Consider the following 23,081-nt stretch of genomic DNA (forward strand, 5'->3'; position numbering starts at 1 on the left):
GATAATCATTATAATGAAATGTGAACGGATTCTATTTTGCACAAATATATTTTTTCAACAGCAGTTCTTTTTATTCTTTTCGCAACAAACGCGCTCAGTCAGGAGGTGCCTGCCTCCTATTCAAATATCAAATATGATGCCTCCAAAAGGCTTTATTATTTCGAGGAGGATGGAAGAAAGTTATACGAAAAAGCCGGTAACCCGCGTTATGATGTCGAGAAATTCATCTCAGGAATTTCGGGCAACTCCAAAGGGCTTTCCTTCAATTTCGGTGATACACTTCTTAATGGTACACTTTACTACGGATTGATTCCCGTGGGTGACGGCAAGTATCCGCTTCCTGTCTGGTTCAACAAAAGCGTTGCGATAGAAAAGGGGGTCTGCTCCGTTGATATCAGAGGAACTCTTTCGGGCACATATGACATGATTGACTGGCAGAAGAATGGATACGGGTTGCTCGGATACCGTATCACCAATTCGGCAGGTGCGATGCTGTATGACGGGAAAGTGGAGTTTGTGGCTGGTGAACCTTTTATGGTTTCAAATACAATAGTGGACGGTCCGTTTGTGAATGTCGTGACTGAAAATTCCGCAATCATTTCATTCAGAACAAATTTTGTTACCGAATCGTCAGTTACGGTCGGGAAGAGGGAATATGAACTTGAGCCCGGCAGGAAACACGAACTTTTGGTCACGGAACTGCTGCCTTCCACGGAATATGTATATACGGTAAGAGCGGGAAACACAGTTTTCGAGCAAAAATTTAAGACCGCACCCCGGAAGGGCGACAATTCCAAATTTACTTTCGCTTATGCAAGTGATTCGAGGGCATCACAAGGTGGTGGTGAGAGGAGTCTCTTTGGCTCAAATGTTTACATAATGCGGAAAATTATGGCTCTCGCCAGTCAAAGGGGCGTGAATTTCATGCAATTCACGGGTGATCTTATCAACGGTTACTCCTACAACCCCGAGGAGCAGAGGCTGCAGTTCCGTAACTGGAAAAATGCAGTGCAACCCTTCGCTGCATACTTCCCGATATACACTACCATGGGTAACCACGAGGGACAACACATCAGATTTATTGATGAAAGCAAGGTTGCCCGGAATCTTAGAGTGGACAGATTTCCTTTCGACTCACTCTCTGCCGAGACTGTATTTGCCGATGAGCTGGTGAATCCCCTCAACGAAGAGCTGATTTCAGAGGACGGATCGAAATATGATCCCAGCCCTTCAACCATTGATTTCCCGTCGTACAGTGAAACTGCGTACAGCTACACTTTTGGCAACAGTGCAATGATCGTGATGAATTCAAATTACTGGTTTTCACCCGATGCTAAAGCTAATCCGGGGCTTTCCGGAAATCCGCATGCGTATATAATGGAGAATCAGTTCAACTGGTTTGCCAAGAAATTGCTCGAATATGAAGCTGACAACAGCATCAAGCACATTTTTGTCTCGGTTCACACTCCTTTGTTCCCAAATGGCGGACATTCGGGAGATGACATGTGGTACTCGGGCAACAATTCCGTGAGGGCAAGAATCGCCGGAAAGGATGTGGAGACAGGCATTATCGAGAGACGCGACATGTTCCTCGATCTGATGGTGAATAAGTCGAAGAAAACCAGAGCTGTCCTCACAGGTGACGAGCACAACTATAACCACCTCGTGATAAACCCTGAGATGAAGATGTATCCTGAAAACTGGGACAAGAAAAAAGTGAAGTTGAGCAGGACAATCTTTCAGATCAACAACGGAGCGGCCGGTGCACCTTATTATGCGAAGGAAAAACTCCCTTGGAGCGAGTATTGTAAGTCGTTTACCACAAGAAATGCACTTGTTTTCATCACCGTGGATGGTGACAGGGTTACAGTTGAAACGGTAAATCCTGACACGCTTGAAGAAATCGAATCTTTTGAGTTGAACACAAAACAATAATTCTTTGTTACTATATTGATATATAAAAAAATCAATTTTTTGAATTCTAATTACAAAAAACGAGGCAACCGTGTTAAGCGAAAAAATGGAAAAAGCATTAAATGAACAGATCAATAAAGAGATGTTCTCATCATATTTATATTTAAGCCTTGCCACTTACTATGAGTCGATAAATCTTTCAGGATTTGCAGCCTACTTCAAAGTACAGGCAAGTGAAGAATATGCTCACGCAATGAAAATTTTTGATCATGTGCACACCCGGGGCGGTAAAGTAACCCTCGAAGCCATCGCAAAACCACAGAGCGAGTGGAATGGCGCGCTTGATGGATTGAAAGCTGCTTTTGAACATGAACAGTATATCTCAAAAAGCATCTTTTCACTTGTTGAACTTGCACATGAGCTAAAAGATTACTCAACCAATACCTTCCTCAATTGGTTCGTTGAAGAGCAGATCGAAGAAGAGGAATCAGCTCTCGCAGTCGTAACCAAACTCGAAATGATCGGCGAATCGAAAAATTCCCTCTATCTTTTCGACAGAGACATGGGAAAAAGAGCGGCTAAATAGGTATTAGCTATGAAGTATGAGCTATAAGCTGAATTCGTGGAATTGAGGCTGTGAGATACGGCTGAATTTCAGAAGGTTGATGGCTGAATACTGTGAATTTGAGGCTGTTCCGAAGAGGGGCAGCCTTTTTTTTATTGCTACGAACATATCACACCGCTCTGGCGGGTTGGTTTAGAGGTTTGTCGGTTGGACAATCGGGACGATCGTCGCTCCTTTTCCGAAATTCAAGGTTCGGGGTAGCTCATAGATCATAGCTCATATCTGGTTCTCTTTCTTTTGAAATTTTCCCCTTCCAAAAACTGTAGAACCATTTTTATACTAATTTATTTCCGGTAAAATCAAAAATCTGTTAAATTTATTTTTCGATTTATTCTAATTTTTAAAACAGGAAGTCTATGAAAGGTATAATTCTTGCCGGAGGTTCCGGATCAAGGCTCTACCCAATAACAAAAGTTTACAGTAAACAGCTTGCGGTTATCTATGACAAGCCGCTGATTTATTATCCTCTTTCGGTTCTTATGCTCGCAGGAATCAAGGATGTGCTGATAATTTCGAACGAGGAGACAATTCCACTTTATCAGAAATTGTTTGATGACGGCAGTCACCTTGGCATGAATATTTCATATAAACTGCAGGATGCACCCAGAGGTATAGCTGAATCCTTTATCCTCGGGGCGGATTTTATCGGTGATGACAATGTGACCCTCATACTCGGTGATAACATCTTTTTCGGTGACCTTGAATTCTTCTACGATGCCGTAGCGGAACACAAAACGGGTGCAAAAATCTTCGGATACCGCGTGACCGATCCTGAAAGATACGGAATTGTAAATTTTGACAGAACCGGCAAGGTTTTGAGCATCGAAGAAAAACCGAAAGTACCGAAATCGAATTATGCCGTTCCCGGACTTTATATCTACGACAACAGCGTGGTGGAAATATCGAAAAATTTGAAACCGTCTGCCCGTGGTGAACTCGAGATAACGGATGTGAACAATGTTTATCTGCAGCAGGAGACACTCAGGGTCGAAATCGTCGGCAGAGGTGTGGCGTGGCTCGATACGGGAACACCTCAGGCACTGCTTCAGGCATCCAATTTCTTTGGTGTAATCGAAGAGAGACAGGGGCTTAAAGTTGCATGTCTCGAAGAGATCGCGTTCAGCAAAGGTTTTGTGGATGTGGCTGGCTTTAGGTCTCTCATAAACTCCATCCCGCAGAGCATGTACCGGTCTTATCTCGAAAGAGTTTTGCTGGAATTTGAAGAGAACAGATAATATATTTGAATTGAGGAGAAATTGAACGCAATAGAAAGCCATCTTGATGGCATACTTTTATTAAAACCGGTGGTCTTTGAAGATCACAGAGGCTTTTTCTTTGAGTGTTTCCACAAGGAAAAACTGGCTGAAGCCGGGATTTCGATGGAATTTGTTCAGGATAACCTTTCAAAATCATCAAAAGGAACCATCCGCGGGCTGCACTTCCAGCAACCGCCGTTTCAACAGGGGAAATTGTGCCAGGTAATCTCCGGTACAGTTCTCGATGTGGTGGTGGATATCAGGAGAGGGTCACCGACTTTTGGCAAGCATTATTCGACACTCCTCTCGGAAGAAAATCACCATCAGATTTGGATTCCACCCGGTTTTGCCCATGGATTTTCTGTACTCTCTGACATAGCAATCTTTCACTACAAGTGTACAGGATTTTATAATAAAGACTCGGAGCGAACCCTTCTCTACAATGATCCACAACTTGGGATCGATTGGAAGGTGGAGACCGGGATAGTTTCTCCAAAGGATGTCCAGGGAGTCCCCCTCGGACAGCTTGATACTCAATTTGTTTACAACGCCAGACAATAAAAATGAAAAATTCTTTGTTTTTTACCGACCGCGAGTCGCCTGAAAGTTTTACCCTCTCAAACCAGTTTTCCGAGCATCTCGAATTTATTCTCGTAAAAACGCGCCAAACCGTAACCGACAACGACATGTATTATGCCCTGTCGCTTTCGATTCGTGACAGGCTCGTTAGAAACTGGCTTCGCACACAGCATGTATACAACACACAGAATGTGAAAAAAGTATACTACCTTTCCCTCGAATTTTTAATGGGAAGGCTCCTCGGGAATGCCCTCATCAACATGGACTACTACGAGGAGTGCCGCCAGATTCTCCGCAAAGACAATTATGTCCTCGAAGATATCATGGAGCTTGAGCACGACATGGCGTTGGGAAATGGTGGTCTCGGAAGACTTGCCGCCTGTTTTCTCGATTCGATGGCTACGCTTCAGCTTCCGGCATTTGGATATGGTATCAGGTATGAATTTGGTATTTTCAAGCAGGAAATTGTGAATGGCAGACAACAGGAGCAGCCCGACTACTGGCTCGCATACGGTTGTCCGTGGGAGATTCCGAGAAGAGAATTGACTTTCAGAATAAAATACTTCGGAAGAGTGGTTTCGATAAGAACTCCTGAAGGGAAGATGAAGCACAATTGGATAGATACCGAGGAGATTCTCGCCGCTGCATACGATGTGCCTGTTCCCGGTTACAAATCGGACACGGTCAACAACCTCAGACTCTGGGCAGCCCGGGCGAACGAGGAGTTCAGCTTTAAGGAATTTAACGACGGCAATTATGTTGCAGCAGTTGAAAAGAAAAACATCTCGGAAAACATCTCCAAAGTTTTGTATCCGAATGACAGCTACACCGGCGGAAAATTCCTGAGACTAAGACAGCAGTACTTCTTCAGTTCTGCTTCACTTCAGGATATTATCAGGAAGTACAGGTATAACCACAATACTTTTGACAGATTTGCCGAGAAAACGGCGATTCAGTTGAATGATACCCACCCTGTAATCGCGATCCCCGAACTCATGCGAATTCTGATCGATGAAGAAGGTTTGTCATGGGATGAAGCATGGAAGATCACCCAGGGGACATTCGCATACACAAACCACACCGTCGTCCCCGAGGCTCTCGAAGAATGGTCTGTCTCGATATTTGAAGAATTGCTGCCGCGACACCTTCAGATAGTATACGACATCAACCACAACTTCCTCACAGATGTTAGAGAAAAATTCAACCTCACGGATGAAGTTATCAGCAAAATTTCGATAATCAGGGAAGGACCTGAGAAGCGAATCAGGATGGCGAACCTTGCAATAGTTGCCTGTCACTCGGTGAATGGCGTGGCAGCACTTCATTCAAACATCCTGAAACAACTGATTTTCAACGATTTTCACAGAATTTTCCCGACCAAGTTCACTAATGTAACCAATGGAATCACATTCAGAAGATGGATAAGGCATGCAAATCCGCTCCTCTCATCCCTTATTTCCGACAGAATAAATGATGACTGGATACTCCACAATGACAAAATTGCCGAAATCGAAAAATTTGCCGATGATCATGAATTTTTGAACGACTGGAGCCATATCAAGTGGTTCAACAAACAGTTGCTCGCAAAATTCATCAAAAGTGAGTACGGGATTACGGTTCCGACCGATTCAATTTTCGATGTACAGATAAAAAGATTCCACGAGTACAAGAGGCAGTTGCTGAATGTACTTCATGTGATTACGCTCTACAACCGTATCAAAGAGAATCCGAGATATGAGGCCACACCAAGAACTGTGATTTTTGCCGGTAAGGCTGCTCCCGCATACCACATGGCAAAACTCATCATTAAGCTTATTCACGCCGTGGGTGATGTGGTAAATAATGATCCAGCAGTTGGTGACAAGTTAAAAGTTGTTTTTATTGCAAATTATGGTGTCTCGCTTGCCGAAAGAATTATTCCTGCAGCGGATCTCTCTGAACAGATTTCCACCGCAGGTCTTGAAGCTTCAGGAACAGGAAACATGAAGTTCGCATTAAACGGTGCCCTTACAATCGGAACGATGGACGGTGCAAATATAGAGATAAGGGAAGAGGTAGGAGATGAGAACATATTCATTTTCGGGCTTCTTGCTGATGAAGTGCTGGCACTCAGGGCACAGGGTTACAATCCAATGGATTACTACGACAGAAATCCCGAACTTCGCCGCGTAATCAACATGATAGCCGGAAACAGTTTCTCTCCTGCTGAGCCCGGCATATTCCAGCCGATTATCGATTCACTTCTGGGAAGTGACTATTATATGTTACTTGCCGACTATGAAGACTATGTAAGAGTTCAGGAAGAGGTAGCAAAAGCCTATCGTGACCGCGAAAGATGGACCAGAATGTCCCTTCTTAACACAGCGAGAATTGCCAAATTCTCCAGCGACAGATCGATCTCAGATTATGCCAAAAACATCTGGAATATCAAGCCTGTAACGGTGAAAGTCGATTAATTCGACCCGTCTTATTTTAACTTTTGGGGTACACTTCTACAAGTGTACCTCAAAAATATCCCGAAATATCCTCCACTTCAGAAACATCCAGCTCGACTATTTCAGGAACCTGCACTTCCGTTTTTTCGGAGATATGGTGGAGTGTGTTCTCTATCGGTTGTGCGAGCGGTTTGATGCAATGTTTGGCAACGAACTGTGAAATTTCATCTTTTCCGAAGCCAAGAGTCCTTAGTGTCTGAATGGCTATAATATTGCATTCTATCGCAGGTTCTGAGAGAAACTGTTTACAAAGATCGACAAACCAGTCTTTGTTGTGGGGAAGAAACCGCTTTAGGTAAGGCTGATAATTGTTGTTTTTGTTTCGGGAGTTAATCAAGAAATAGAGAATTCTGTACCGGTTATAGGAATTTATTTTAGGATCGAGAAGTGTCTCTGCAAGAATTTCGACTGCCCTTTTTGCTACCTGCGGTTTCACTTCATCAAAGAAAGAGGATTGAACAATCAGCCATGAAGCATGTTTGGATGCCCCGGCAAAATTTTTGAATATATTCCCCAGTGCCTCCACCTGCCAAAGAGCTCTCTCCTCCATCTTTATTTTACCTTTTTTGGAGTTCGACTGAGCGGAAAGAAATTTACAGAAGTCCCTGCCGTCCCCATCGTCTTTTATCTCAGATGCGGAAGTAAATTGCTTGACATCTGCGAAATGCTTGTCGAGAAATTTTTCAAACTTTTTGTTGGGCATTTCAACGACAGCATCACCGTAGTGATAATAGTCTCCTGCCTTCGATCGAAGTTCCTCCTTTTCCTTGTCGTTGGAAGCCAATCTTGTTTTACCGGAATTGAGGTTCAGACCGAGAGTCAGAAGGGATTTCTGCAGCAGGAGAACGGCATCATCGAGTTCCTTCCTGTCGTTTGAAAAGATTTTCATGTCATCGTTATATCTTCCGAACACGACTTTTTTGGTTGCCATCAGTTCATCCACATCTTTCAGATAGATATTTGCAAGAAAGCCATCGGTACCGCAGCCGATAACGAGCCCCTGTCGCATCGTTTCGGGTCTGATCTGTGAACCCGGATGGTGGCCGTACATTGCAACCTTTACCTTGAGGATGTTTTCGAAAAGCTTGATGACATCAGATCCGGCTTTGATGTTGAGGGATTCCGTAACTTTTTTAATAAGGTACTTGTGGGAGACCGAATCGTAGAATGATGAAATGTCGGTTTTGATCATGAATTTGTATTTGGGCGTCATTTCCTTTTGCCAGTCAACGAACCGGGGCCAGCTCTCGTTGCCGTAGTTTTGCAGAAGGTGCTTTTTGATGGATTTCCCTTTGGCTCTTCTGTTTGCGAAGCAATTTTCGGAAAGCTGTATATCGAGCTGTTCGGCAAGAACGGTAACAAAAGCGTACCTGATAACCAGATCTTTAAAGGGAATAAAGATCATTCGTCTTCGACAGATATTTGTTTTTGGGGGAAAATACGCAAATGAGGTCTGCTGTGTGTAGGACTTAGGGTCTTTGAGGATTTCGGAGATCGAACTTATAATTGCATCGCGGTTAGTCTTTGCCCACTCTATTTCGGTCGGGTCGTGGAAGAAATCGTGCTGCCTCTCGTTGCATGCATAAACAAAAGCTCTCTCGAGGTTCTCGGGACCGGTAATTTTTGCGTAAAGTTCTTTGCTGTCCATTTTTTCCTGATGATTGTTTGTTACAGGGATAGAGTGGACAAAATCCTGTTATTCCGGAAAAACCCTTAGAGAGCCCAAAATATTTTTACATCAGTTTTACTGAGGACATCCCTCCATCAATGTGGATTATTTGTCCCGTTATCCAGCTTGAAGTGTCGCCGAGGAGAAATTCAGCGGCAGATGCGATGTCGCCCGTGCTTCCCACTCTTCCGAGAGGATGCCTTTTAGCGGATGCTTCAACTTTTTCGGGAGTTGCGAGCAACTTTCCGGCGAGGGGTGTGTCTGTGAGGGACGGGGCTAATGCGTTCACACGGATTTTTGGAGCAAATTCTGCTGCGAGTGATCGTGTGAGTCCTTCGATTGCTCCTTTTGCCGAGGCAATGGATGCGTGGTAAGGCATTCCTGTCGAGACGGCAACTGTGCTAAAAAGAAGAACCGATGCCTGGTCCGAAAGTTTCAGATTGGGGAGAAAGTGTTGAATCGTCCTTATTGCACCGAGGAGGTTGATATTCAGTTCATTCTGAAAATCTGCCAAAGAAAGTGATCTGAACGGCTTTAGATTTATGCTGCCGGGGGCATAAACGAGTCCATCAACCGCACCTTCAATTTTTGGGAGGACGGTCTCCAAATTTGCCAGGTCTGCCTGAATATGGGAGTAATTTCCGGATAAGCCCGACACTTCCCTGCGGCTGATTCCTGTGACCCTGTGCCCTGCTGAGAGAAGTTTTTTTGTCAGTTCCTCGCCGATTCCGGAAGAAGATCCGACGGCTATATAATGTTTCTGCATTTCGATTCCTTTTTCTTTCATAAACAGTCTATGTATTGAGTATGTTCATAATCCGGAAAAACTGTGGGAAAACGGGTGACAATTCGGAAAAGTGCTCTTATTCTCACTCTATGGAAGTACGACAACCAAAATTTCACACGGAGAAAAAGTGTATTCCAACAGAAGATTCAACAGCAGCTACACACCCGATGAATATTTCTCACTACTCGAGAAGAAGAAGGTAGAGATTCTTAAAGTTAATCCCGGGTCTCTCAAGACCGTTTTGAAGGAAGGTCGTCTTTTCCTTGAAATCGAAAACCAGAAAAATGACCTTTTCCCTGTCTCAAATGTATTTGTTGAAAAGCTTTTAAGGTGGTTCTACACCTCCACGGATATTCTTCCTTATCTTTCACCCGACTCCGTTTATTCTATCACCAATGATCTTTTATCCACCATCTACAAAAGGGGCAGACAGTATCAAGTAAACGAAGTGAAGATAAGAATTGAAGACGGTGTTGCTTTAAGCATTCTTGGCAACAACTATGTGACCATCGAAGATCGAGATCTTTACGAGTACATAAAGGAATTTGGTGTTCAGAAGATTGTTCATGATGACCACATTACCCGTTTTATTACAGAGATTAAAATTCAGAAGGAAACTGTGGTTGGTGACAGGATGGGGTATTCGATGCACTTCACAAACTCGCAGACAGGATTTGGTGCCATGACCCGCTCAATCTTCATTTTAAGATACTGGTGCAAGAACGGGGCTGTAAGCAGTGAACTTGCAAAAAAAGACTTCTATTATCATAATTCCGGAGGGCTTCCCGGGTTTGCAAGTTCGCTGGAATCGTTCCCCACAGAATTTTCAGAATGGGTTGACAACTTTGAGATTTGCCTGAAAGAAGCCAGAAACACAAAATACGACAAAAAAACCTCGTTCCGCGTCAAAGATTTGATTACACGGGCACTACCCGTTTATCAAACCCGCGATTTAATCAAGTTTATTGAGAAAGCCGACACCATCTGGCAGGTTTACGACACCATTACCACCGAGGCAAAAAAACACACCATCTACGACAGGCTTCTCCTTGAAGAAGTTGCCGGTAAAGTGATCATGCAGTTTGGGGGTGGGATCGGGTTTGGGGGAAGAGATGAGGAGTGAGGAGATTGAAGATAACTTGGTAATCAAGCAACCCTTACTATCTCTCCTTCTGATTTTTGATGGAATATAACCAGATAAGACTTTAGATTTTGCAGGGAACGAATTTTTTCTGAAGCCAGATATTTCTTCAACTGATTGATGCCTTCAGTTTTTCGTTTTTCGTACTCTTTTTCGTCCTGAACTTTTACATATTTGAATTCCAGCAAAAACTGATATTTGCCTCCAAATGGTTCTCTTTTCGTCAGCAGTATATCCACCCTTCCTTTTTCAACTTCATATTCGCTGTGGATGATATAAGATTTATTCAGAGACAGAAGGGTAATAACAACCATTTTGAGGTTGCTCTCCCTGAAGTTCTGAAAGTCATTATTTGTCAGGAGAGTCAGGATTCTTTGCGTCTCTTTCACGAGATTATTGATCTCACCCTTCTCCGCCATTTCCTCAAAAATCTCTGTTTTACCTGTCAAATCAATCTGGAGATTCAGCTCCAGCTCATATACTGCTCTCAGAAATTCCCAGTACACATTCTTAATCACATAATTGGGGATGACATATTTGATAATCCCATATTTTTCCGAGTCAATAGTCAGCAAACCATTATAGAAAAGAATGGATATCGCATCTGATTTTGTATAAGTCAATTCAGGATTAAATCTGGTAATCAAATTCCCTTTGATCGATTCATTTGTGTAAACTTCCTCAATTAAAGCATCTGCCTCAGGTTTCGGAAGGCGATATACAATGTCCTTTATCTTTTTCCAGTCACTTGTCACATTATTATCTGTGATCTCTTCAGGATAACGCCATGAATTTTGGAATGAGATCAGGAAATTGAGTACGAGTTGGGGATTGTAGATTCGCTCTGCTTCGTTTCTGGAAAACTTGCTGCCATTATACCACAACCGCATATCGTCAAGAAGTGTATCCATGTCATATGCACCATCCCCGTTCAGGGTATTCAGGATCAGGGTTTTCAACTCGCTTTCCGTAAATCCAGCCATTTCGTGAAAACTGTTGTCGAGAGTGATATCCCGTGCAATATTAAATCCGCTGGTCATGCTGTCGAGCGTAACGGGAGTTACTCCGGTTGCAAAAAAACGATCTATTACGCCCTCGCCGTTATACTGTTTTATTACTTCATAAAATTTGCGTACCCAACCGTTGGTGGAGACAAATTCTTTGAAACTGTCTCGATCGAAAGAGAATAATTCATTGGTGAAGTGATCGTACTCATCTATCAGCAAGTAAATTTTGCCGCTCGGCATTTCCCGCTTAAAGAGCGAAAAAAATCTTCTCAATAACTCTGTACCGCTCTGACTGCTAAGCAGAATTTCTCTTTCGGAGATGGAACCGATATTGTAGGTACTTAGAAAGTTTGCGATTTTAGTGGACAGCTCGACACAAAATTCTCTTTCAATATCAACACTGCTCTCGGTTCTGATTCCACTGAAATTAAATTTGATCACATGAAAGGAGTTCTTTAGGGGGGTGGTATTTTCAGGTTTCCCAATGTAATATTGGCCAAATATTTCCTCGAATTTACCTCCATGCTCAATGCCGTAGTATAGTTCTAAAACAGAGAGGAACATCGATTTCCCAAAACGGCGGGGTCTCAGGAAAAAGAGATTCGGATTGGCAAAATTCTCTATCAGCGGGATAAAATGCGTTTTATCGACATAATATCCACCATTCGCAACTAATGCCTCAAGATCGGGAGTCTGATAAATTCGCTTTTTCATGTTCCAAAATAATAAATGTCAAGGACTGAAAGATAACAATTTGCAGAATATTCACGGGTAACCGGGTAATTACTTTTCGGCTGTTTATGAAAACTGTATTCTCCCCAACCCCTCGATGAATTCCTTGAAATACCTGACTCTGCTGATATTCGGATCTCCATTGTTGTATTGTTAGATTTAAGAGCTTTCTGCTTGTTTTATTTCATTATTATACTGTTTAAAGTATAAAATCGGAACAGAATACGGAAATTACGCTTAAAATATCTCCCCATAGCCTAGATACTTAAGGATTTTAGCTGTCACTGTTCTTCTGCTTGTGAAAAATGCGGAGTCTCTGCCATCGTCGCTCTTCCTCAACCGGGTGGCAAAGTAGACAACATTGTCTTTGAGTGTCAGATAACCGACCCACCAACCCGTGTCATCCTGTCCGGGAACGGTGCCCCAGCCTGTTTTCCCACGAACTATCCTGGTTGAATCTTCTTTTTCTATCATGATGTTTTTGACGATTGAGAATGTCCTTTTTGAAAAGGGAAGTGTCTCTGCGTCAAGGTTTCGGAGAAAATTGACCTGTTGTATTGGTGAAATCCGCAGGGAGCCATCGATCCAGAAGGAATCGACATGCGCGCCGATGAATTTATTTCCGTAACCGCATTTGTCGAGGTAGTCGAGATATTTTTCCCTGCCGACTTTTGGAGCAAGGCTGAAATATACCCAGCCAGCAGAGAATTTGAATGCCCTGCGGAGATCAAGATCCTGATTCCAGTCGTCAACCCATCTTTTAATTCCGTCCCATTTCACGATTTCATTTTCATCCTTTAGAATGCCTTCTTCAAGAAACACAAGGGAATTGAAAATTTTTGATGATGATGCGGGCAACAGTTCAAGTTTTGCGTCAAGGGTGTCGCTGAAAATCCACTTGTCAGCCTTCTTATCATAAATGGTAATGCTTCCTCTAAATCCGATCTCATCAAAGAATTTTTGGAACTCAGATTGTGACTGAGCCGAAAGGGATGTAATTGTAAAAAGGGCAAGTAAATATTTAAAGTAGAGTCTGTTAAGCATTGGCTTGGCAATCCAAATTGTTGATAATGGTACGGTAATAATAAGTTTCGTCGATTCAAAACTAATCAGTTGTTTCATTTCATCAGGTACATAAAAATATCCCCCGGAGAGCGTTTCAAGAGAGGAATATTTGTATTTTGATATATTCCGATTAACCGTTACTTTTATTGAAGTAATTTGGAAAGATTTTAATGCCAACAGTACACAACGAAAATGGCTTCAGGTTTTATTTTTACAGTCATGAAAACTTTGAACCGCCACATATTCATGTTGATAAAGGCGGTTGTACAGCTAAAATCTGGTTGATAGAACTATCCATGGCAAAGAATATCGGCTTCAACGCCAGGGAGTTAAGAGAAATAATGGAGATAGTCAGAAATAATAACAAAATGATGACGGAACGATGGTATGAGTACTTTAACTAGTGTCGCAGATGAGCGAATCAAAAATGTAAAGATCGATGAGAATCTGATCACTGTGGATCTTATGGACGGACGGATAATTTCTGTGCCACTGGTCTGGTATCCATCGCTGATGAACGCTACCCCTGAGCAATTAATGAACTGGGAAATTGCCGGAGGAGGATATGGAATCCATTGGCCTGATCTTGACGAAGATTTAAGTACGGAAGGATTTCTCCGCGGCGCACCATCGCCTAAGAAACTAAACAAAACTGCTTAATGCCCCAAAAGAAACTCCTTCTCTTCAAGAAACCGGGATGTATGCCATGTGAAGTGATGGAGAGGGAGTTGTCGGCTGCTTTGGGTGAGTTATCGCCAAGCCCCGAATTAACAATCATTGACCTCTCCGAGCATCCTGAAGTCGGGGAGAGGATGGACATTCAAAGCACACCCGCACTTTTGTTTGTCAAAGACGGAAAACTTGTTGATGTGATTCATGGTGTGGTGAACAGAGAGTATTTGCGGAAATCATTGCACAATTTTATTAATATTTAATCAGAGAGTTATCCGGCCCATGCCTGTCTATATCGCCCTGCTTCGCGGAATAAATGTCAGCGGACAAAAACTTATCAAAATGACCGATTTGAAAGAGCTTTTTCAGTCTCTCGGATGCAACAATGTTCAGACTTACATCCAAAGCGGAAATGTGGTTTTTGAATCTTCCGAAAAAGAGCCTTCAAATCTCGAATCACAGATCATGCAGGCGATCTCCTCGAAATACGGTTTTGATGTGGAGGTGATGGTAAGGACTGTTGAGGAGTTTGGGCGAATTATTGAAAATAATCCATTTCCTGAAGCCGAAGGGAATAAGCTTTACATTTCGTTTTTCCGGAAGCCACAGCAGGAGATCCCTTTTGAAGAATTGGACAAGGTAAAATCTGATTCAGAGGTGTACTTGTTTTTTGAAAGTGTAATGTTTCTTTACTGTCCCGAGGGGTACGGTATTACAAAACTTTCCAACCCGTTCATCGAGAAAAAACTGAAAACTGTTGCGACCACACGAAATTTGAACACTGTTCTGAAATTGATCGAAATGACAAAATAAATATCCACCCCTGCTCCCTTCCGAGCAGGAAAGGGAGAGGAGTGAATACCGTTCGTGTATCATTCAGGAGCGAAGACCGTCGATCTTTGCCCTAATCTCTTCAAATGAACAGTGGTGAATGAGCTCACCTTCAACAACGACTGTGGGTCCTTTGTCACAATTTTCTGCACAGAAAGTTGCAGAGACCTCAAATTCCTCTGAGAGTCCTTCAACGGATACATGTCTCACTATTCTGTTAAGGAGCTTTTGTGATCCTTTTATAAAGCAGGAAGTACCCACACAGACAGAAATCTTCTTTTTCTCTTCACCGCTTTGAATAAGGCTTATTCCACCCTCGAACCGCTTGCGGTTTTTGTAATGGGTATGCAGCAATTCGTGGGCAACATGACTGCCGGGAGTTTCGAGGAAATTGTTATAGAGTTCCTTGATATACGGATTTTCATGTGCATTGTGCAGTTGCAACATTTTATCGGTTTCGTAGAGCCCTTTTCCGCGTTTTGCCACGGTGTCTTCGCTGTGGGTGACAGGCTGACCTGCACCGCCGGCACAACCTGCAGGACAGGCCATAATCTCGATGAAGTCATAATGCTCTTCGCCGCTTTTCACTTTGGCGAGGAGGGCCTTGGCGTTCTTAAGTCCGCTTACAACTGCGATTGCAAAATCTCTGCCGTTTACTGTTATTTTTTTCTTTTTTATCCCGGTGCTGCCGCGAAGTTCGATTACATCGGAAATGGTGGCGTCTTCACCGTTTATTGTGGCACTCAGGTGTCTCACAACAGCTTCTGCAACACCTCCCGAGTTCCCGAAAATGATCCCCGCGCCCGTCTTGAAGCCGAGCGGCATATCGAATGATTCGGGTGACAGTTCATCAAACACGATGCCTGCTTCGCGGATCATTCTGGCAAGTTCAGGAACGGTAATTACGAAATCAACATCTTTGTCAGGACCGGAATTACGGGTTATTTCGAACTTTTTGGCGGTACATGGCATCACGGAAACCGAGATAATATCCTTTTTCTCCATTTTCAGTTTATCGTGAATCCGGTTTTTTATGAGGGCTCCAACCATTCCTTGTGGTGACTTGCAGGAGCTCAAATTCCCCAAAAACTCGGGCTGATACTGCTCTGCATACTTCACCCATGCCGGGCAGCAGGAAGTAATCAACGGAAGTTTTTCACCTGAATTGATTCTTTCGAGAAATTCATTTGCTTCTTCCATCACCGTCAGGTCTGCTCCAAAAGAGGTATCATAAACCTTTTTGAATCCGAGTTGTTTCAGGGAAGCGATCATTTGTCCCGTTACATTCTCACCTTCCCTGTATCCAAACATTTCACCGAGTGAGACGCGAACTGCCGGGGCAATTTGGATAACAACATACTTCCCGGGGTTATCGAGAGCTTTCCATACTTCTTCGGTATCAGATTTCGGGGTGATTGCGGCAGTCGGACAAACCCGTGCGCACTGTCCGCAGTCAACACATTCCACTTCACCGAGGTTTTTCCCGAAGGAAGGCACCACGACGGCTTCACTTCCTCTGTGAGCAAAATCGAGTACACCTATTCCCTGAATTTCATCGCAGGCTCTCACGCAGTCACCGCATAGGATACATTTGTCCATGTCCCTCATCAGGGCAGGAGAGGAAGTGTCGATTCCCAGGTTTTTGGTGCTCTGTTTGAATCTGACATCTTCTACTCCGAGTCTGGAGGCGATATCGAGCAATTTACACGAGTCACTTTTTACGCAGGATGTACACTCTCTTTTGTGGGCTGCGAGAAGAAGTTCGATGTTTATCTTTCTTATATCCCGGAGTTCTTTGGTGTGGGTTTTTATCCTCATTCCCGGTTCGGGTTTCATAGAGCATGATGAATTTATTCCTCTTCCATCCACATCCACGAGGCAGAGGCGGCATGCACCATAAACGCTCAGTTCCGAGTGGTAGCAAAAAGTCGGAAGATCGATATTGGCTTTTCTGATTACTTCGAGGAGGTTTTTCTCCCCTTCTATTTTTATTTCGCGTCCATTGATATGAACAATATTGTCGTTATTCATTTTACACTCCTTCCGCAATTGCATCGAGGCGGCATGCTTCGACGCACGCACCACATTTGATGCAAAGCGATTCATTTATAAAGTGGGGTTGTTTCTTCTCTCCTCTAATGGCACCCACGGGGCATTTTTTGATACAGAGTCCACAGCCTTTACACTTCTCCTCGATCACGACGGGAGTAAGGAGGCTTTTACATTTCTTTGCGGGACATCTTTTCTGCATCACATGTGTTTCCATCTCCTCTCTGAAACTGGTCATAAGAGAGAGGACGGGATTTGGTGCCGTCTTTCCGAGTCCGCAAAGTGATGCCTTGGTGATTGCCCTTCCGAGATTTTCGAGAACCTCGAGGGTATGTTCATCAGCTTTACCCTCTGTGATGTCGTCGAGGAGGGCGAGCATCTGTTTTGTTCCTTCGCGGCAGGGGACACATTTACCGCACGATTCGTTCTGCGTGAATTGCATAAAGTATTTGGCAATTTTTACCATGCAGGTATTTTTATTCATTACAACAAGGCCGCCTGAACCTACCATTGCACCAATCGACCGGAGCGAGTCGAAACTTAACGGGAGGTCCAGGTGCTCGCTTGTAAGGCATCCACCGGAGGGTCCGCCAATCTGTACCGCCTTGAATCCGTCGGGATCAAGATTCCCGTCATCATCGGTTACACCTCCGCCAATATCAAAAATTATCTGCCTCAAGGTTGAACCGAAAGGCACTTCTATCAGGCCTGTGTTTACCACATGACCCGTAAGGGCGAAGGTCTTTGTACCGGGTGACTCTGGGGTTCCGAGAGAACGGTATTCAGCGGCACCATTCAGAATAATTCCCGGAACGGAAGCGAGTGTTTCCACATTATTAATGATCGTGGGTTTCCCAAAAAGCCCGCATTGAGCAGGAAATGGAGGCTTGGGAGCGGGCATGCCCCGTTTTCCTTCGATGGAAGAGATAAGTGCGGTTTCTTCGCCACAAACAAATGCACCGGCGCCCTCCATTACATGAATCGTAAAATTTTTGTCTGTTCCAAAAATATTTTTTCCGAGAATGCCATATTTTTCGGCGGTCTCAACGGCTTTTTTAATTCTTTTAACAGCGAGAGGGTACTCAAGTCTAACATAGACATATCCCTCGTCAGCACCGGTAGCACGGGCGGCAATTATCATTCCTTCGACCACAGAGTGGGGATTTCCCTCCATCACACTTCTGTCCATAAATGCACCCGGATCGCCTTCGTCACCGTTGCAGATTATGTATTTCTTTTCGTTTTTCTCACCCATTGCCATGAGCCATTTTCTTCCGGTCGGGAATCCGCCACCGCCTCTGCCTCTTAGTCCGGAGTTGAGAATCTCTTTGCAGACATCCTCGCTGCTCATTTCAGTGAGTGCTTTTTCGGCAGCAGCATATCCACCTCTGTGAATGTACTCTTCGATATCTTCGGGGTTGATGTTTCCACAGTCGTGGAGCACTTTTCTCGTTTGTTTTTTGTAGAAATTAATATCATTGATTGTTCTGCAGATTTTATCGGAGGGTTTCCCTTTATAAAGGAGTCTTTCCACCGGTCTTCCGTTAAGGACAGTCTCCTGAATAATCTCCGCCACATCTTCGGGTTGAACTTTTACATAAAAGATTCCTTCAGGCTCCACTGTTACAAGGGGACCCATCTGACAGAAACCCTGACAACCGCTTCCTGTCAGGAGGTTGAACTTGTTCTCTTCCTGCTTTAGTTCGGTTTCGAGTTGCAACCCCATAAGGGCTGTAATGTGTTTAAATTCGTTGCTTATTTTGAGGGCACCGTTCGCCATACAGCCTGTTCCGGCACAAATAATAATCCTCCGGTTAACCTGCGCATACCGTTTGGAGAAGTCCTCCTTTATTCTGTTTAACTCTGTCTTATTCATCGTTTAATTTCTCCTTGCCGATTATTTCCTCAATCATGACAGTGGTTTTTCCCGGTGTCATGAGTGAGTGTACTTCGTCGTTCACTACAACCACGGGGGCAATTCCGCAGGCACCCAGACACGACACGGTCTCGAGTGTGAAGAGGAGGTCGTCGGTTGTTTCTTTCCCCGGTTTCAGGTTAAGGGTTTTTCTTATTTCATCTATCAAAGGGAGTGAACCTTTAACATGACAGGCAGTGCCGTCGCACACTTTGATAACGAATTTACCTTTCGGGGCGAGAGCAAAATGTGAGTAAAAAGTGGCGACACCGTAGATGCGCGCCGGTGAAATGTCGAGAGTTGTGGCAATAAAAGCAAGAACATCTTCGGGGAGATAACGGTATTCTTCCTGTACAGCCTGTAATACGGGTATTAGTTTTTCAGATTTATATTCATATTTTTCGAGTATTTCGCACACTTTGGCAAATTTTCTTGCCGCTTGTCCTGTTTCTGTGCTTTGCATAATTTATCCTTATAACTGGTCTTTTAACACTTGTCCGAGTTTTCTTTTAAGAACCGAAAGTCCTGCGTGTAGCAGAACATTCTCAACGATAATGCCCTCGGGTACCCGGAGTTGCACGGGGGCGAAATTCCAAATTGCTTTAATGCCCCCTTCAACCATCATAGCGGCGACCGCGTTGGCCTGAGGGGCAGGTACTGTTATAATTCCGATATGGATGTGCATCCTTTGGGCGAGATCTGTCAGTTTGTCGATGTGAATAACGGGGATGTCACGGATCAAACCATCAGTCTTCCCGGGGTTGTTGTCAAAAGCTGCGACTATGTTCAGCCCGTAACTTTTGAAGTTAGGGTAACCCATCAGGGCAGTACCCAGGCTTCCGGCACCCGCGAGGAAGGCATCATTAATGTTGTCCCAATTTAAAAAGCTCTCAATTGCCTGAATCAGTTCGGGAATCAGGAAACCTGTTTTAGGTCTTCCGACAATTCCTGTAAACTCGATATCTTTTCTCACCTGTGTCGGATCGAGGGAAAGTTCGTCGGCAATTTTGGTGCTCGACACTTCCTTTATACCGTCTTCTTTCATTCTGTGAAGAATCTGCAGATAGCGTGGAAGTCTCCTCAGAACGGGTTCAGGAACTTGTTTTATCTCTTTGGTCATCATGGCAAAAGTCTTTCTAAATAGAGAATTTTATATCGAGAAAAATATATCGAGAAATTTATACTGATTAAAATATGGAAAATTACGATATTTGTCAAGAGAAATTTTTCAAATACGGGATTTTTTTTGATGAAAAAGAGAAAAACCGAAACAAAACAGTACGAATATCTCGAAAATCAGCTTCGGCACGGAAATTGTACTATTAAATTCGTAAAGATTGACGAAGGCATAAAATGATAAACACCATAAGTGAAAACTCATATATATTTACCAATAAGGCAAAATGTCAGGATTGCTACCGCTGTGTGAGGGTATGTCCTGTAAAAGCGGTCGGGGTAAGCAACGGTCAGGCATATGTGGACGAGAAGAGGTGTATTTTCTGCGGCGAGTGTATAACCGAATGTCCGCAGGGAGCAAAATATTACCGCAAGGACACCGATAAGGTCAAGGAGCTTTTAGAATCGGGAGAGGAAGTGGTGGCAGCGGTTGCTCCTTCGTTTGCAGGTTTGCTTCCGCCTGAACTTATCCGGAGGTTTCCTTCTGCTCTCCGGTTGCTTGGTTTTTCACTCGTTGTCGAAGTTGCTGAAGGTGCATATTATACTACAAAGGAATCGTTGAAGTCGGTCTCCAAGGGGAGGGGTTGTATCTCTGCTTCATGTCCCGCAGCAACTGCATATACCGAGAAGTACCGTCCCGAACTTATTGATGCCATCATTCCGGTGCCATCTCCGATGATAGCTGAGGCAAAATTGATAAAAAGGAGAAGAGGATTAGGGAGCAAGACAGTTTTTATCGGACCGTGTGTGGCAAAAAAGATGGAAGCCGACTCAGCAGAGTACAAAGGTCTGATTGACGCTGTGATTACAATGGAAGAGCTTTTTGACTGGTTTGAAGAGAGGAACATCGATCTGAACAAACTTGAAGAGAGCGGATTCGATTGGGAAAAACACACCGGTGGTGAGTCGTATTGTCTTTCGGGAGGTATTGTGGACACAGCCGGGGTCTGCAACACTTCGGAAGCTGATGAAACAAAAATAATCTCTGTTTCGGGCTTCGAGAGGACTCTCGAGGCGTTAAACATTGCAGGGGAAAGGGGCGGCAAGATACTGATTGAGCCTCTCGTTTGCTCGATGGGGTGCATAAACGGGCCCGGTATCAAGTCGGAAGTGAACATTCTGAAAAGAAAACTGAATGTACTTGCTTATGCTCAATCCAAAAAGGAGCGCGGTGAACCATTGGTGGAAGAGCAATTGCAGCTCACGACAATCTTTCACGACAAGTCGGAAAATTTTCTCAGCGATTTTGAAGAGGCAAAAATCAAAGAGATTCTTTTGCAAACGGGAAAATACACAAAAGACGACGAACTGAATTGCGGAGCCTGTGGCTATGAATCGTGTCGCGACAAAGCAAAAGCTGTTTTGGCAGGCATGGCCGAAACCACCATGTGCATCCCATACATGAGGAGATTTGCCGAAAGAAGGGCTGACCAGATAATTGACAGAACCCCTAACGGTATTATTGTTTTAGACAGAACCCTCTCGATAATCAGCATAAACGAAGCCTTTCAAAAAATGTTTATGTGCACCGGATCATCAATCGGGAAACATGTTTCCAATATCATGGATCCTGACCTCTTCGAGAGAATTATCGGCGGAGGTGTCGATTTGATCGAAGAAACAGTCACACTGTCGAGGTACAGTCTAACCACCGAAGCAAAAATTTTCAGGATAAATGACAATGCGTTTGTTGGCATTTTTGTGGATATAACGACCCGTGAATCTGAAAAGAAACAGCTTGACACTCTAAGGGGAGAGACACTTAAAAAGGCTGAGGAACTGCTCGAGCATCAGATAAAAACAGCTCAGTTTCTCGCAAAAATTCTCGGAGAGGGAACTGCAAAAAGTGAGGAACTGCTCGAAAATCTGATGAAAATTACCGAAGATGAAAGCAGAAAGGGATCAACAAATAAATCGAAATGGCTATGGGATATCTACACATCGAAATAGAGGTTTCGCAGAAAGCAAAAAAAACAGGGCATCCCAGTGGTGATGTAGTTAAAATTCTTCGAACAGAACAACATACAACCCTGATTCTGTGTGACGGGCTCGGTTCCGGAGTCAGGGCGAACATTTTCGCGGAAATGGCAGCGTCACGACTTAAAGAATTACTGAGCACGGGTTTCTCTCTCCGCAAAGCATTCACAAACACAGTCGTTACCATGGAGGATGCCAAAAGGGCTGATCTTCCTTACTCTGCAATTACCATCATCAGGGTGCTCAACGATGGTTTGACCACGATTCTGTCGTATGAGACACCGCTTCCGGTATTCCTTTCGGGGAAAACAGCCTATCCGTTAAAAGGAAGAGTTTATAACAACGGAACCGCCTTTATTACGGAGATCAACTGTGTCTTAAATTTGGGAGAGGGAATCCTTGCAGTGACCGACGGGGTTACTCAGGCAGGAATCGGAAAATCTTTCACTCACGGATGGGAAGTTGAAGGGCTTACCGCACACTTAAACCATCTCCTGAAAAAAGGGGAATCGTTTAAGCATCTCCCTGATCTTGTCAGAGATGAAGCGGTGACTCACTGGGGAGAGAAGCAGGGGGACGATGTTAGCGTTGCTCTCGGATTTGCAAGAAAAGGTAGAATTGTAAATGTTTTTACCGGTCCACCTGCAGATCCCTCACGGGACGATGAAGCATTTGACTCATTTTTTGGAAATTCGGGGGTAAAAATTGTCTGCGGAGCTTCAACTGCGAAAATAGCAGCCCGGTTTTTGAATAAACCGCTCTCAGTAAATGAGGATTTCTCTGACTCGATAACCCCGCCCGATTACGAAATTGAAGGTGTCGATCTCGTTACCGAGGGAGCTGTCACACTTAATCAGGTTTACAATATTTGGGATGAAGATTCACGAAAACTCGATGCTGACAATCCGGTAACAGTGCTCTATTCTCTCCTTACTGCAGCGGACAGGATAAATTTTTTCATCGGGTCTGCCAAAAATCCGGCGTCCGATGACATTTCATTCGCTCAGATGGGAATACTTGGCAGGGAGAAAATAATTCCGCTTATCATCGCCAGGTTAAAAGAGGAAGGAAAACTGGTGGTGGAAAAACGTTACTAACCAATCGAAGGTTTAGCGTACAACACCTGAATGGCTCACTATTAATTCTTGGTTTCCTCTCTCCCGATAGTTGCTAAATTCGTAAATTTACGGG

The 23,081-nt window shown here is 43.9% G+C and carries 20 protein-coding genes; 12 read left to right on the plus strand and 8 right to left on the minus strand.

Annotation, left to right across the window (positions count from 1 at the left end; genetic code table 11):
• The first annotated feature begins 36 nt into the window (after positions 1–36).
• The 5 genes from J0L60_03885 to J0L60_03905 all read left to right on the plus strand — a co-directional run bounded on the left by J0L60_03885 (position 37) and on the right by J0L60_03905 (position 6,830).
• Entirely contained in the window at positions 37–1,935 is a 1,899-nt protein-coding gene (locus J0L60_03885) for a metallophosphoesterase (protein ID MBN8545254.1), read from the plus strand.
• Positions 1,936–2,005: 70 nt separating this feature from the next.
• Entirely contained in the window at positions 2,006–2,500 is a 495-nt protein-coding gene (locus J0L60_03890; protein MBN8545255.1) for a ferritin, read from the plus strand.
• Positions 2,501–2,895: 395 nt separating this feature from the next.
• Positions 2,896–3,774 (plus strand): glucose-1-phosphate thymidylyltransferase RfbA, encoded by an 879-nt coding sequence (gene rfbA / locus J0L60_03895; protein MBN8545256.1) that lies wholly within the window; start codon positions 2,896–2,898, stop codon positions 3,772–3,774.
• Between the two features lie 21 nt (positions 3,775–3,795).
• A complete protein-coding gene (rfbC, locus tag J0L60_03900) occupies positions 3,796–4,356 on the plus strand; it encodes a dTDP-4-dehydrorhamnose 3,5-epimerase (protein ID MBN8545257.1) in 561 nt (186 codons plus the stop codon).
• A 2-nt stretch (positions 4,357–4,358) separates the two neighbouring features.
• The gene (locus J0L60_03905; GenBank protein MBN8545258.1) at positions 4,359–6,830 is read left to right on the plus strand and encodes a glycogen/starch/alpha-glucan phosphorylase; all 2,472 of its coding nucleotides are present in this window, start codon (positions 4,359–4,361) and stop codon (positions 6,828–6,830) included.
• A 49-nt stretch (positions 6,831–6,879) separates the two neighbouring features.
• Here J0L60_03905 and J0L60_03910 read toward each other — a convergent pair whose 3' ends face one another.
• The gene (locus J0L60_03910; GenBank protein MBN8545259.1) at positions 6,880–8,517 is read right to left on the minus strand and encodes an RNA-directed DNA polymerase; all 1,638 of its coding nucleotides are present in this window, start codon (positions 8,515–8,517) and stop codon (positions 6,880–6,882) included.
• A gap of 85 nt (positions 8,518–8,602) precedes the next feature.
• Entirely contained in the window at positions 8,603–9,304 is a 702-nt protein-coding gene (locus J0L60_03915; GenBank protein MBN8545260.1) for an SDR family oxidoreductase, read from the minus strand.
• A 91-nt stretch (positions 9,305–9,395) separates the two neighbouring features.
• Here J0L60_03915 and J0L60_03920 point away from each other — a divergent pair, with 91 nt between their 5' ends.
• A complete protein-coding gene (locus J0L60_03920) occupies positions 9,396–10,448 on the plus strand; it encodes a hypothetical protein (protein ID MBN8545261.1) in 1,053 nt (350 codons plus the stop codon).
• 23 nt (positions 10,449–10,471) lie between these two features.
• Here the strand turns inward: J0L60_03920 and J0L60_03925 are convergent, their stop codons facing one another.
• Complete coding sequence (locus tag J0L60_03925) at positions 10,472–12,187, minus strand: AAA family ATPase (GenBank protein ID MBN8545262.1); 1,716 nt, start codon at positions 12,185–12,187, stop codon at positions 10,472–10,474.
• 255 nt (positions 12,188–12,442) lie between these two features.
• On the minus strand, positions 12,443–13,327 hold the full coding sequence (locus J0L60_03930; protein MBN8545263.1) for a class D beta-lactamase: 885 nt from the start codon (positions 13,325–13,327) through the stop codon (positions 12,443–12,445).
• A gap of 113 nt (positions 13,328–13,440) precedes the next feature.
• On the opposite strand from J0L60_03930, the gene J0L60_03935 reads away from it, so the two are divergent.
• From J0L60_03935 to J0L60_03950, 4 genes are read left to right on the plus strand one after another with little or no spacing between them, the layout of a single operon-like run.
• Complete coding sequence (locus J0L60_03935; protein ID MBN8545264.1) at positions 13,441–13,674, plus strand: DUF4160 domain-containing protein; 234 nt, start codon at positions 13,441–13,443, stop codon at positions 13,672–13,674.
• Positions 13,658–13,930, plus strand: a complete 273-nt coding sequence (locus tag J0L60_03940; protein MBN8545265.1) for a DUF2442 domain-containing protein — start codon at positions 13,658–13,660, stop codon at positions 13,928–13,930. Before J0L60_03935 ends, J0L60_03940 begins: the two co-directional genes overlap by 17 nt.
• The gene (locus tag J0L60_03945; GenBank protein MBN8545266.1) at positions 13,930–14,205 is read left to right on the plus strand and encodes a thioredoxin family protein; all 276 of its coding nucleotides are present in this window, start codon (positions 13,930–13,932) and stop codon (positions 14,203–14,205) included. The genes J0L60_03940 and J0L60_03945 overlap by 1 nt, the downstream gene beginning before the upstream one ends.
• Before the next feature lie 19 nt (positions 14,206–14,224).
• A complete protein-coding gene (locus tag J0L60_03950) occupies positions 14,225–14,755 on the plus strand; it encodes a DUF1697 domain-containing protein (protein MBN8545267.1) in 531 nt (176 codons plus the stop codon).
• A gap of 63 nt (positions 14,756–14,818) precedes the next feature.
• Here J0L60_03950 and J0L60_03955 read toward each other — a convergent pair whose 3' ends face one another.
• Genes J0L60_03955 through J0L60_03970 form a run of 4 tightly spaced genes read right to left on the minus strand, consistent with a single transcriptional unit; the run spans position 14,819 to position 19,857 of the window.
• A complete protein-coding gene (locus tag J0L60_03955; protein ID MBN8545268.1) occupies positions 14,819–16,804 on the minus strand; it encodes an iron hydrogenase small subunit in 1,986 nt (661 codons plus the stop codon).
• A gap of 1 nt (position 16,805) precedes the next feature.
• Positions 16,806–18,698: a 4Fe-4S binding protein gene (locus J0L60_03960; GenBank protein MBN8545269.1), complete on the minus strand. Its 1,893-nt coding sequence runs from the start codon at positions 18,696–18,698 to the stop codon at positions 16,806–16,808.
• Positions 18,691–19,200 carry an NAD(P)H-dependent oxidoreductase subunit E gene (locus J0L60_03965; protein MBN8545270.1) on the minus strand — a complete coding sequence of 170 codons (510 nt, stop codon included), beginning with the start codon at positions 19,198–19,200 and terminating at the stop codon, positions 18,691–18,693. The genes J0L60_03960 and J0L60_03965 overlap by 8 nt, the downstream gene beginning before the upstream one ends.
• 9 nt (positions 19,201–19,209) lie before the next feature.
• Positions 19,210–19,857: a redox-sensing transcriptional repressor Rex gene (locus J0L60_03970; GenBank protein ID MBN8545271.1), complete on the minus strand. Its 648-nt coding sequence runs from the start codon at positions 19,855–19,857 to the stop codon at positions 19,210–19,212.
• 233 nt (positions 19,858–20,090) lie between these two features.
• Here J0L60_03970 and J0L60_03975 point away from each other — a divergent pair, with 233 nt between their 5' ends.
• Both J0L60_03975 and J0L60_03980 read left to right on the plus strand, forming a co-directional pair.
• Positions 20,091–21,863: a 4Fe-4S binding protein gene (locus tag J0L60_03975; protein MBN8545272.1), complete on the plus strand. Its 1,773-nt coding sequence runs from the start codon at positions 20,091–20,093 to the stop codon at positions 21,861–21,863.
• On the plus strand, positions 21,839–22,987 hold the full coding sequence (locus J0L60_03980; protein MBN8545273.1) for a SpoIIE family protein phosphatase: 1,149 nt from the start codon (positions 21,839–21,841) through the stop codon (positions 22,985–22,987). Before J0L60_03975 ends, J0L60_03980 begins: the two co-directional genes overlap by 25 nt.
• Positions 22,988–23,081 lie beyond the last annotated feature (94 nt).

This window comes from Ignavibacteria bacterium (assembly GCA_017302895.1).
Taxonomy (GTDB): domain Bacteria; phylum Bacteroidota; class Ignavibacteria; order Ignavibacteriales; family Ignavibacteriaceae; genus UTCHB3.

What these genes read in the sequence shown, in the direction of transcription:
- rfbA (MBN8545256.1), top strand. Translation starts at nt 2,896, where the DNA reads ATGAAAGGTATAATTCTTGCCGGAGGTTCCGGATCAAGGCTCTACCCA.
- J0L60_03905 (MBN8545258.1), top strand. Translation starts at nt 4,359, where the DNA reads ATGAAAAATTCTTTGTTTTTTACCGACCGCGAGTCGCCTGAAAGTTTT.
- J0L60_03910 (MBN8545259.1), bottom strand. Translation starts at nt 8,517, where the DNA reads ATGGACAGCAAAGAACTTTACGCAAAAATTACCGGTCCCGAGAACCTC.
- J0L60_03915 (MBN8545260.1), bottom strand. Translation starts at nt 9,304, where the DNA reads ATGCAGAAACATTATATAGCCGTCGGATCTTCTTCCGGAATCGGCGAG.
- J0L60_03925 (MBN8545262.1), bottom strand. Translation starts at nt 12,187, where the DNA reads ATGAAAAAGCGAATTTATCAGACTCCCGATCTTGAGGCATTAGTTGCG.
- J0L60_03930 (MBN8545263.1), bottom strand. Translation starts at nt 13,327, where the DNA reads ATGAAACAACTGATTAGTTTTGAATCGACGAAACTTATTATTACCGTA.
- J0L60_03935 (MBN8545264.1), top strand. Translation starts at nt 13,441, where the DNA reads ATGCCAACAGTACACAACGAAAATGGCTTCAGGTTTTATTTTTACAGT.
- J0L60_03940 (MBN8545265.1), top strand. Translation starts at nt 13,658, where the DNA reads ATGAGTACTTTAACTAGTGTCGCAGATGAGCGAATCAAAAATGTAAAG.
- J0L60_03945 (MBN8545266.1), top strand. Translation starts at nt 13,930, where the DNA reads ATGCCCCAAAAGAAACTCCTTCTCTTCAAGAAACCGGGATGTATGCCA.
- J0L60_03950 (MBN8545267.1), top strand. Translation starts at nt 14,225, where the DNA reads ATGCCTGTCTATATCGCCCTGCTTCGCGGAATAAATGTCAGCGGACAA.
- J0L60_03955 (MBN8545268.1), bottom strand. Translation starts at nt 16,804, where the DNA reads ATGAATAACGACAATATTGTTCATATCAATGGACGCGAAATAAAAATA.
- J0L60_03960 (MBN8545269.1), bottom strand. Translation starts at nt 18,698, where the DNA reads ATGAATAAGACAGAGTTAAACAGAATAAAGGAGGACTTCTCCAAACGG.
- J0L60_03965 (MBN8545270.1), bottom strand. Translation starts at nt 19,200, where the DNA reads ATGCAAAGCACAGAAACAGGACAAGCGGCAAGAAAATTTGCCAAAGTG.
- J0L60_03970 (MBN8545271.1), bottom strand. Translation starts at nt 19,857, where the DNA reads ATGACCAAAGAGATAAAACAAGTTCCTGAACCCGTTCTGAGGAGACTT.
- J0L60_03975 (MBN8545272.1), top strand. Translation starts at nt 20,091, where the DNA reads ATGATAAACACCATAAGTGAAAACTCATATATATTTACCAATAAGGCA.
- J0L60_03980 (MBN8545273.1), top strand. Translation starts at nt 21,839, where the DNA reads ATGGGATATCTACACATCGAAATAGAGGTTTCGCAGAAAGCAAAAAAA.